Source organism: Oscillochloris sp. ZM17-4 (assembly GCF_019599295.1).
Lineage (GTDB): Bacteria > Chloroflexota > Chloroflexia > Chloroflexales > Chloroflexaceae > Oscillochloris.
In genome coordinates, this window is record NZ_JAIEWN010000020.1 from 60,329 (window position 1) to 70,666 (window position 10,338).

Here is a 10,338-nt window from a genome sequence, read left to right on the forward strand (position 1 = left end):
AGCCCCCCAACCCCCAATCCCTACAAATCTGTGCCCAGCAGGCACATGCTGCACTGATTGTGCTGCGGCGCGGCATAGCCGCGCCGCAGCACAATCAGTTTTTTTGTGGGAGAGCGGAGCTCTCCCACACCCTCACCGCGCAGTGGTGTTGCTGGCAACACCAGCCCCTACAAATCCGGCGTGAGCTGCGGGTCGAGCGGGCCGCCCTCGGCCTCGCGGTCTTTCGGGCGGGCGGCCTCGCTCTGGCGGCGGGCGGCGCGGCGCTGGGTGGCGTAGGTGCTGCTCACCACCATCAGCACGACCAGCCCGTTGAGCGCGGTGATCAGGGCGGCGGGCACCTGCACCGTGCGCTGCATCTGGTCGGCGCCCACCAGCAGGCCGCCGAAGAGCACGGCCGCCGGGATGGCCCCGATCGGGTGCAGCCCGCCGAAGAGCGCCACCACGATCCCGCTGAAGCCGTAGCCGCCGGAGATGCCCTCGACCACCCGGTGGTGGACGCCCATCACCTCGACGGCCCCGGCCAGCCCGCAGAGGCAGCCGCTGAGCACCATGCTGGTGGCGGTGATCGTGGCCACCGGGATGCCGGCGTAGCGCGCCGCCGAGGGGCTGAGGCCAACGGCGCGGATGCGGTAGCCCAGGGTGGTGCGCCAGAGCAGCAGGGCCACCACGACGGCCAGCGCGAGCGCCAGGATGAACCCGGCGTGGAAGAGCGTGCGCGGCACCAGCCGCACGATCCATGCCGCCTCGGGCCGCGCCGCTGACTGCGGGATGTTCGTGCCCGCCGCGACCTGGGCCGGGTCGAGCATGGGGCCGCGCAGCAGATAGTTCATCAGCTGCACGGCGATCGCGTTCATCATCACCGTGCTGAGGATCTCGTTCACGTCGAGGCGGGCCTTGAGCAGGCCGGGCACCAGCCCCCACAGCCCGCCGGCCATCGCCCCGGTCAGCGCGGTGATCGGCAGCAGCAGCCAGCCCGGCAGATCGCGCAGGGCCAGCGAGCAGGCCGTGGCCGCCAGCGCCCCCACCACCAGCTGGCCCTCGCCGCCGATGTTGATCACCTGCGCGCGGAAGGCGATGATCACCCCCAGGCCGACCAGCAGCAGCGGCGTGGCCTTCGCCAGCGCCAAGGGGCAGGAGCGCGTCGGCGACGACGGCGCCTGTGCGGCGGATTGTGCCTCGGTTCGGGGAGGCGGGGGTTCGTGTCATGTGTCTTCTATCACAATCCTGGGATCTTCCCCCATTCTAGGGCCGGCCTGCCCGTTGTCCATCGGAAGACATGTCTAAAAAGGAGGATGGGATTTCTGGTGGTTTGTGCTAACAAGGGTACAGGGTGTAGGGCACAGGGTACAGGCCGAGCGCATCAGCAAGCGATCCGTGACGCCAGATTGTAAAGTAGCCCGAAACCTTGTCTAAATTATAGGATGCCGTATCCTCCCTCCCCCCTCCGGCGGTACACATGCGAGGCATTGGCGCATAGCCTGCGCCCAATCTGCAATCTGCAACCTGCAATCTGCAATCGGAGTGTGTCACATGCTCGCAAAAGTGTACAGCTGCGCCATCGTCGGCCTGGAGGGCGTGCTGGTCGAGGTGGAGGTCGATATCGCCGGCGGCCTGCCCGCCTTCACCGTGGTCGGCCTGGGCGACGCGGCGGTGCAGGAGAGCCGCGAGCGGGTGCGCTCGGCCATCCGCAACTCGGGCCTGAGCTTCCCGCTCAAGCGCCTGACCGTCAACCTGGCCCCGGCCGACCTGCGCAAGGTCGGGCCGGCCTACGACCTGCCGATCGCCGTGGGCCTGCTGCTGGCCGGCCAGCAGGTCGAGGGCGACGCCGGCGGCGCGGTCTTCATCGGCGAGCTCGGCCTCGACGGCGGCCTGCGCCACACCGACGGCGTGATCTCGATGGCCGCCGTGGCCCGATCCCGCCAGATCAAGACGATCTACCTGCCCGCCGAGGACGCCGCCGAGGCCGCCCTGATCGAGGGGCCGCAGATCGTACCCGTGCGCACCCTGGCCGAGCTGGTAGACCACCTGACCGGCGCGCAGCCGATCACCCCCCATCTGGTCAGCGCCCGCTTTGAGGACGCCGAGCTGACCTACCCAGTGGACTTTCAGGATGTGCGGGGGCAGGAGCACGTGAAGCGATCCCTGGAGGTGGCCGCCGCAGGTGGACATAATATTTTGATGGGCGGCACGCCCGGCTCTGGCAAGACCATGATGGCCCGCGCGCTGCTCTCCATCCTGCCGCCCCTGGCCCTAGAGGAGGCCCTGGAGGTGACGAAGATCTACAGCGTGAGCGGCCAGCTCCCCCGCGACACGCCGCTGATCCGCCGGCGGCCCTTCTGCTCGCCGCACCACACCACCTCGCAGCCGGGCCTGGTCGGCGGCGGTGCCGGCCGTGTCAAGCCGGGCATGGTCTCGATGGCCCACCGAGGCGTGCTCTTCCTCGACGAGCTTCCCGAGTTCGGCCAGAAGCTGGAGGTGCTGCGCCAGCCGATGGAGGACCGCGTGGTGACGCTGAGCCGGGCCATCGGCAGCGTGACCTTCCCGGCCAACTTTATGCTGGTCGCGGCGATGAACCCATGCCCCTGCGGCTGGCATGGCGACTCAGAGCGCCAGTGTACCTGCTCGCCGGCCCTGGTGAGCCGCTACCAGAAGAAGATCAGCGGGCCGCTGCTCGACCGGATCGACATCCACGTCGAGGTGCCGCGCGTCCAGTACGAGAAGCTCAGCGGCGACCGGCTGGGCGAGCCGAGCGCGGCCATCCGGGCGCGGGTGGTGGCCGCCCGCGAGCGCCAGGCCCGGCGATTCCAGGGGCACCCGCGCTGCCTGAGCAACGCCGACATGGGCGCCGGCGAGATCCGCGAGCACTGCCAGCTCGACGGCGCCGGCCAGAGTCTGATGAAGGCCGCCGTGCGCCAGCTCAACCTCTCGGCCCGCGGCTACCACCGGGTGCTCAAGCTCTCGCGCTCGATCGCCGACCTGGCCGGCAGCGACAGCATCGGCGCGGCGCACCTGGCCGAGGCCATCCAGTACCGGCCGAGAAGGGCGGAGTGAGGCCGCATGTGCTAGAATCGAGTCGGCCCTTCGGCATATCCGCTCCGCACCTGGAGGATCTGATGAGCATTGACTCGCAATCGAAGATTGACCCCGCCATTAGCCCGTATCCTCAAGCTGCCCCACGATCGCGACGATCAGGCTGGCGGCCGTCTCGCTCAACTGCGGGTCGGTGCGACGGAGGCCTCGCTCATCGTGGCCATACAGCGTCATGGCCCGCATCCCCCTGCGGCGGAGCGGCCCTGCGAGCGCGCCGACATCCCCTGGCCCGCCATTGCTGATGGTGAGCGCGATGGATGCCGATGCAGCTGTGACGAGCGCGTCGACCTCGCGGCGCGACTCCCCCGCGCTCACTCGATAGCGCAGCGTCCCGTCGGTGATCTGCTCCAGCGCGATCACCAGGGTATGATCGCGCTCGAAGGGGTAGGTGGTGAGCAGATCCTCCACGCCAATGCTATCGAGCGAGGTGGCGCCTACGGCCACGGCCCAGACCTCCACATGCTCCAGGTCGTGCAGTCGCTGTGCGGCGAGCAGCATGGCGGCCAGTGCGCCGACCCCGCCGTCGCGCGGGTCGGGCTGCGGGTCGCGCAGCGCGGCCACGATCTGGAGGGCGAGCAGGATGGATGCCGGCACGACCAGCAGAACCCACCCACGGTGTGGGGCGAGCTGATCGGTCAGCGCCGCGAGGGCCACCAGCGCGAGCGCGATGATGCGGGACATGGCGGCCGCAGGCCTTGGCCCGGCGAGGGCGGTGATGCCCGTCGCGACGACCGGCGATTCGAGCGGTGCGACCAGCACAACGCGCCAGCTTGGCGCGCGCGAGCCTTCGCCCGCATCCCCGGCGATCGCCTGTGTGCCGATAATCGTCTGGCTGATGCGTGTTGGCCCGAGGCTGAGCAGGGGTGCGCCAGCGGCATCGAGGATGAGGACAATGATCGCCGCGAGCGAGAGCGCAATTGCGGGTATGGGCAGAATAATCGCCGTGAGGGCGGCGAAGATACCGGCGGCGGCGGCGGCGACATAGAGGCGGCGGTGGCGCGGCGCGGCGCGTAGCGGGTGGGTGGTGACCTAATCGTCTGGGCCTCATCACGCGGGCTACTACTCAAGCTGCGCCCCTATGGTGTGGGCGTGGCCGTCGGCTGCGGCGTGTTTGTCGGGTCGAGCACAAACTCGCTGGCCGGTGTGCCCGTTGGCTGCGGCGTGATCGGCTGCACCGGCGCGGTTGTCGAGGCATCACCTCGGCCGCAGTCGGTCTGCCCAGGCAGGCAGAGCTTAAGCGTCAGATCATAGCGGATGAACTGGTTGCCGATATCGCCCACATTCTTGATCTGCACGAAGTAGAAGCCATCCACCTCGGGGGTGAACTCGATCTGTGAGTCGAGCGTCCTGCCGCCTGGGATGTCATCATTCACATCGAGCAGGCTCACCCCATCGCGGTCGGTGAGCACCATCACCGTATCGGCGCCGGCCTGGGCATCTTCATTGACCTTGGTGGTGCCGACGTAGCGCCGCGTATCGGTGAAGATGATATAGCGCTTGCCAGTCTTGCCGAAGAAGACAACCCAGTCGGCGTCGCCAGTGGGGCAGAGCCGGCGATTCTCCTGGATCTCATTCGAGGTGATCAGGCGGGCCTGCTCGGGCAGACCGTCCGGCTCGAAGAGATCCAGGCAGATCTCGCGCACCAGGGTCGGCGTCGGGCCGTAGCTCTCGTCGAGCAGGGCGATATCGTAGATGTAGTTCACCCCGCCGCGGCCGGCCGCGTCGCGCACCTTAATATAGTACGGCCCGTCGAAGGGGATGCGGATGGTGATCCGCGGCTTCGTGTCGCCTGGGTTCGGGTTGGCCGGGTCACGGTTATAGAAGTCATCGTTGAAGGCGATGCTGTTCAGATCCTTGTCGAAGATCTCCAGGGTCAGGTCGATGCCCGGGTCCTGCCGTGAGATATCGACCGTGTAGACCTTGCCGGCCACGCCGCCGAAGACCAGCCAGTCCTCGTCGCCGGCCGGGCAGATCGCGCGCTGCTGGGCCGTGTTCACATCGAGGGCGCGCGCGGCGGCCGGGCTGTTGTCGGTCTCAAAGCCATCCTGGCAGACCGGGCCGGGCGTCCGCGTGGCCGTGGCCGGCCCGGTGGTTGGGGTGAGCGTGGTGGTTGGGGTGAAGGTCGGCCCGCCGACCACCACAGTGAAGAACTCAGATATTCCCAGACTTGGAGTGGGGGTGGTTGAGTTGGCGAACATTGTCTGGGTGAGGCTGGCGCCCGGGATCGCGCTCGAAGGGGCAAGGACGGACGCTGTAAAATCGGCAGAGCTGCCATCGGCGACGGACACCTGCGTGCCGCTGGGGAAGATGACGGTCACCCCGCCAGTGGCGCTTGTCGTGAGGTTGAATATCCGGTCGCTGCCGCTGGTGTTCGTGATCCGGAAGACGAAATCGCCGGTGCCCCCTGGGAGGATCGACGCCGGGGCTGTGACGACAATGAGCGTTGCCCCCGTTCCCTGCGCCTGCACGGGCGTGCCCCGCCACTGTGCGCCAAGGAGGATGGCGAGAACGATCAGGATGGCGAAGAAAGCGTTACGTAGCTGAGAGGAGCTATTCATCGGGGCGCAGTGCTCCCGGGCATGTTATGTGGGGGGCGGAACCTGCCGCATTATAGCTTTCCAATGCGGTGAGTGTCAAGCTATGAACAGGGGACAGGGGACAGGGGACAGATGCTCTCTGTCCCCTGTCCCCTGTCCCCTGTGCCCTGTCCCCCGATAGCTAGCGACCCCGCCCGATAGCGCCGGCCACGGCGGCGATCTTCGGCATCAGGGCGGCGAAGTTCTCGGGGTTGAGCGACTGGCCGCCGTCAGACTTGGCGCGGTCGGGGTCGGGGTGTACCTCCAGGATGACCCCGTCGGCGCCGGCGGCGATGCTGGCCAGGGCCAGGGGCTCCACCAGGTACCACTTGCCGGTGCCGTGGCTGGGGTCGGCGATCACCGGGAGGTGGGTGCGCCGCTTGGCCACCGCCACCGCGTTCAGGTCCATCGTGTTGCGGGTGGCCGTCTCGAAGGTGCGGATGCCGCGCTCGCAGAGGATGACGTTCGGGTTGCCCTGGGCGATCACATACTCGGCGCTGAGCAGCCACTCCTCGATGGTGGCCGAGAGGCCGCGCTTGAGCAGGACGGGCATGCCGGTGCGGCCGACCTCCTCCAGGAGCTGGTAGTTCTGCATATTGCGCGCGCCGATCTGGAGCATGTCGGCGTAGCGCGCCACCAGATCCACATCGCCGGGGGTCATCACCTCGGTGACGATCGGCAGCCCGGTCTCCTCGCGGGCCTGGGCCAGCAGCTTGAGGCCCAGCTCGCCGAGGCCGCGGAAGGTGTAGGGCGAGGAGCGGGGCTTGAAGGCGCCGCCGCGCAGCATGGTGGCGCCGGCCTCGCGCACGACCCGCGCCGTCTCGATGATCTGCTCCTCGCTCTCGACGGAGCAGGGGCCGGCGATCACCGCCACGCTGCCGCCGCCCACCTTCACCCCGCGCACGTCGACGATCGTGTCCTCGGGGCGCACCTCGCGGGAGACGAGCTTGTAGGGCTGGGTGATCCGCACCGTCCCCTTCACCCCGCGAAAGTGCTCCATCTCCTCGCGCAGGGTGGGCGGGATCGTGGCGCCGACCACGGCCACCACTGTGCGCTCCGCGCCGACGGTCAGGTGCCCCTGCAGGTCGTACTCTTTAAGCCGCTCAAGCACGGCGTCGATATCGGCCCTGGTCGATCCGGTCTGCATGATAACGATCATAGCGCGGTCCTCCTCCTTCATAGGCGTATCACAGGCGATAGAACAGGGAACAGGGGACAGGGAACAGGGGACAGGGTGATCCGCCTCCGTCTCAGGTTGATCCCATACGATGGCGGTTGCGGCCTCGGGGATTGGTGGTGGCATCTCGTTCTCTCCCAGTGGATGGCGCGCTACGCGCCGCCGGCGGGGTCGGGCGACGTGCGGAGGGCCGCCATCCTGGCGGCGTGCTCGGGGCGCAGGTTGCTCGCGCCACGCAGGTAGACGTGGATGACCTCGCTGGCCTGGCGCTCGGTGTTCCAGTGGACGAGCACGCGGACGCAGCGCGGCAGGCTGCCGGGCACGGTCATCTCGTGGCCACACATCAGGGCGGTGTCGACCCAGCCCAGCTCGCGGGCGGCGACGGCGGGGAACTCGGCGTTCAGGTCGGGCGTGGTGGTGAAGATCGCGCTGGCGATATCCTCGGGCCGCAGGCCGTTGGCCGCGATCATGGTCTGGAGCATCTCGCGGGTGGCGGTGAGGATGGCCTCACGGCTGTTCTCGTCGCAGGTGATCGCCCCGCGGACGCCTCGGCACCAGATAGTCATAGTCCCCTCATCTCTAGTCTGCGTGTGGCCGGGAACACAGAGAGGGCGTGAGGCTCGGTTGCCTCACGCCCTCTGAACGAGTTGTCTGTTGACAGAAGTTTCTAGACAGTGCGAAGCGACCGGGCCATATGTGGGCCGGTAAAGTAATAGCCGTAGAAGCTGTTGGCCAGAGCTGGCATTGGCTCACTTTACTTCATTGCTGCGCATCGCTACGGGCTGACTATAGCATAGGGGGCGCGGGGCGTCAAGGGGATTGCAGATTGTAGATTGCAGATTGCAGATTGGCCCAATCTGCAATCTACAATCTACAATCTGCAATCACGCTAGGAGCCGAGCAGCTCCTCGGCCTCGATGATCGCCTGGGCGATATCCTTCATCTTGGCGCGCTTGTCGCGGGCGCGCTGGCGCAGGCGCTCGTAGGCGTCGCGCTCATTGAGGCCGAGGCGCTGCATGAGGATGCCCTTGGCGCGCTCGATCAGCTTGCGTGCCTCCAGCGAGTCCTCAAGCTCGTCGACGTGGGAGCGCAGGCCCTGGATCTCTCTGAAGCGGGCCAGGGCGATGTTGATCGCGGGGGGCAGCTCGTTCTCGTTCACCGGCTTGACGAGGTAGGCCAGGGCGCCGGCCGCCTCGGCCTTGCGCACCGTCTCCTTGTCCGCGTAGGCCGTCAGCATAATGATCGGCACGGGCATCTGGTCGCGGATGCGGGCGGCCGCCTCGGTGCCCTCCATCTCGGGCATGCGGATGTCCATCATGATCAGGTCCGGCTTCAGGCGGTTGGCCAGCGTGATCGCCTCGGCGCCGTTGCGCGCGATCCCGATCACATCGTAGCCGAGGCCCTTCAGCTGCTCCTCAAGGGTGAGCGAGACAAGGTCGTTGTCCTCGACGATCAGGATCCTGGTTACAGCCACGGTTCTGTACCTCGAACTAAGACGAGCGAATCGCTAAGGATGATACCATATTTCATGGGGGCTGCCTAGACTGACAGAGCGGGTGAAATGGCCCGCCGTTTATGATACAATCAGCCTGGATAATGCGGCAGGCCGGAGGCGGGCCGGGCCTAGTCCGGCGCGCCGCGCCGCCGGCTCCACTCGCCGGGCTCCCTAGAAATAGTTGAGGAGGCACAGCAGTGCGCTACGACATCACCAACATCGAGATCGAGGATTACCTGACCGCGCTGATGCCGCCCCGCGATCCGGTGCTGGCTCAGCTTGAGGAGCGGGCGCGCCAGCAGGGTCTCTCGCTGGTCGGGCCCGTCCAGGGCCAGTTCCTCTACCTGCAGGCGCTCGCGATGAACGCGCGCAAGGCGCTGGAGGTGGGGATCACCACGGGCTACGCGGCCCTCTACCTGCTCCGCGCGCTCCAGCAGACAGACGGGCACCTGACGGCGATCGAGCGCCACTCGGACCGCATCGAGATCGCCACGGGCATCATTGGCCAGGCCGGCCTGAGCGACCGGATCACGCTGCTGCACGGCGAGTGGACCCAGCTCCTGCCCACGCTGGAGCACAGCTACGACCTGATCTTCCTCGACGTGCTGCGCAGCGCGGCCAACTCCGGCCAGGCCACCGAGGCGCTGGAGCTGTGCGTCCCCCTGCTGCGCCCCGGCGGCGTGCTGATCGCCGACAATGTGCTCTGTAGCGCCCAGGTGCTTGAGGATGATGCGCCGCCCGTCGTCCGCGGCATCCAGGAGTTTAATAAGGCTCTCATGAGCCACCCGCAGCTCGAGTCGGTGATCATCCCGCTGCGCGACGGCGTGGCGATCTGCCGGAAGAAATAAGGGTGCAGGGTACAGGGTATAGGCCGCTGCGGCAACGCTGTGTGCGCCCTGGTGTACCCTGTACCCTGTACCCTGTACCCTGTACCCTATGCCGCAACCCGACTCACAGCAGCGCATCGCCGAGCTGACGACGCTGAACGCGCTGGCCCAGACGCTGAACAGGGCGCTGGATCTGCGCGACGCGCTGGACAGCGCCCTGCCGCATATTGTCGAGCTGATGGGCCTGAGCACGGGCTGGATCTTCCTGCGCGGCGAGGGCGGCAGCTTCGCCCTCGCCGCACGCCACAACCTGCCGCCGGCGATCATCTACCCCGGCCCAGCCTGGGATGACGAGTGCGATTGTCAGGAGCAGTGCTACAGCGGGCGCCTGGAGAAGGCGGTGAACATGATCCGCTGCTCGCGCCTGCGCGGCGCCGTCGGCGATAAGCGCGGCCTGGCCCAGCACGCCTCGGTGCCCCTGCGCAGTGGCGACGAGGTGCTCGGCATCCTGAACGTGGCCACCACGCAGTGGGGCCGGATCTCGGCGCCGGAGCTGCAGCTGCTCTCGGCGGCGGGCTTCCTGCTCGGCACGGCGATCGCCCGCGCCCAGCTCTACGAGCATGTGAAGGTGCGCCGGGTGCAGGAGCAGCGCGCCCTGCTCTCGCTCTCGCAGGAGCTCATGGTCAGCGAGGAGCTTGAGCCGGCCCTCCAGCGCCTGGCCCGCGTCGGCGCGCGCCTGCTGGAGGCCGACGCCTGCGCCTTCGTCGAGGCCGATGAGCTCGGCGGGCGGGCGGTGCTGCGCGCCGCCTTCGGCTGGAGCCTCCCCGCCGACCTGGCCTGGCCCGCCCCGCTCGACCCGGCCAGCCCGCACCTCTGGTACCTGCCCGAGCGGGCCAGCAGCCTGGCCGACGAGTCGCTCAGCGACCTGCCGCCGCTTCTGTGCCGCCAGGGCTTCCTCGGCCACCTCGGCATCCCGGTGGAGCTGGGCGGCGCGCCGGTGGGCATCCTGATGGTGAACAGCCGCACGCCCCGCCAGTTCCTCGACGATGAGGCCCAGCTGCTCGGCCTGCTCGCCAACCAGCTCGCCCAGACCCTGGAGCGCGAGCGGCTGCACCAGGAGGCCCAGGCCCGCCAGCGCCTTGAGCAGGAGCTCGACCTGGCCCGTGAGATCCA

9 protein-coding genes are annotated in these 10,338 nt (G+C 68.0%); 3 read left to right on the plus strand and 6 right to left on the minus strand.

Annotated features, from left to right (window positions below; translation table 11 throughout):
* Positions 1-167: 167 nt before the first annotated feature.
* On the minus strand, positions 168-1,127 hold the full coding sequence (locus K2Z83_RS15500) for an ABC transporter permease (protein ID WP_220596101.1): 960 nt from the start codon (positions 1,125-1,127) through the stop codon (positions 168-170).
* Positions 1,128-1,530: 403 nt separating this feature from the next.
* Here K2Z83_RS15500 and K2Z83_RS15505 point away from each other — a divergent pair, with 403 nt between their 5' ends.
* A complete protein-coding gene (locus K2Z83_RS15505; RefSeq protein WP_220596102.1) occupies positions 1,531-3,051 on the plus strand; it encodes a YifB family Mg chelatase-like AAA ATPase in 1,521 nt (506 codons plus the stop codon).
* Between the two features lie 99 nt (positions 3,052-3,150).
* Here the strand turns inward: K2Z83_RS15505 and K2Z83_RS15510 are convergent, their stop codons facing one another.
* The 5 genes from K2Z83_RS15510 to K2Z83_RS15530 all read right to left on the minus strand — a co-directional run bounded on the left by K2Z83_RS15510 (position 3,151) and on the right by K2Z83_RS15530 (position 8,317).
* Positions 3,151-3,849, minus strand: coding sequence for a hypothetical protein (locus tag K2Z83_RS15510; protein WP_220596103.1), 699 nt, complete (start codon positions 3,847-3,849; stop codon positions 3,151-3,153).
* Between the two features lie 317 nt (positions 3,850-4,166).
* Positions 4,167-5,648 (minus strand): peptidase, encoded by a 1,482-nt coding sequence (locus tag K2Z83_RS15515; protein ID WP_255604040.1) that lies wholly within the window; start codon positions 5,646-5,648, stop codon positions 4,167-4,169.
* Positions 5,649-5,808: 160 nt separating this feature from the next.
* A complete protein-coding gene (gene aroF / locus K2Z83_RS15520; RefSeq protein ID WP_220596104.1) occupies positions 5,809-6,825 on the minus strand; it encodes a 3-deoxy-7-phosphoheptulonate synthase in 1,017 nt (338 codons plus the stop codon).
* Between the two features lie 170 nt (positions 6,826-6,995).
* Positions 6,996-7,409 carry a chorismate mutase gene (aroH, locus tag K2Z83_RS15525; protein ID WP_220596105.1) on the minus strand — a complete coding sequence of 138 codons (414 nt, stop codon included), beginning with the start codon at positions 7,407-7,409 and terminating at the stop codon, positions 6,996-6,998.
* Between the two features lie 323 nt (positions 7,410-7,732).
* Complete coding sequence (locus K2Z83_RS15530) at positions 7,733-8,317, minus strand: response regulator (RefSeq protein ID WP_220596106.1); 585 nt, start codon at positions 8,315-8,317, stop codon at positions 7,733-7,735.
* A 218-nt stretch (positions 8,318-8,535) separates the two neighbouring features.
* Here K2Z83_RS15530 and K2Z83_RS15535 point away from each other — a divergent pair, with 218 nt between their 5' ends.
* Positions 8,536-9,186: an O-methyltransferase gene (locus tag K2Z83_RS15535; protein WP_220596107.1), complete on the plus strand. Its 651-nt coding sequence runs from the start codon at positions 8,536-8,538 to the stop codon at positions 9,184-9,186.
* Positions 9,187-9,274: 88 nt separating this feature from the next.
* Positions 9,275-10,338 (plus strand): GAF domain-containing protein (locus K2Z83_RS15540; RefSeq protein WP_220596108.1); only part of this gene is annotated, 1,064 nt, incomplete at its 3' end.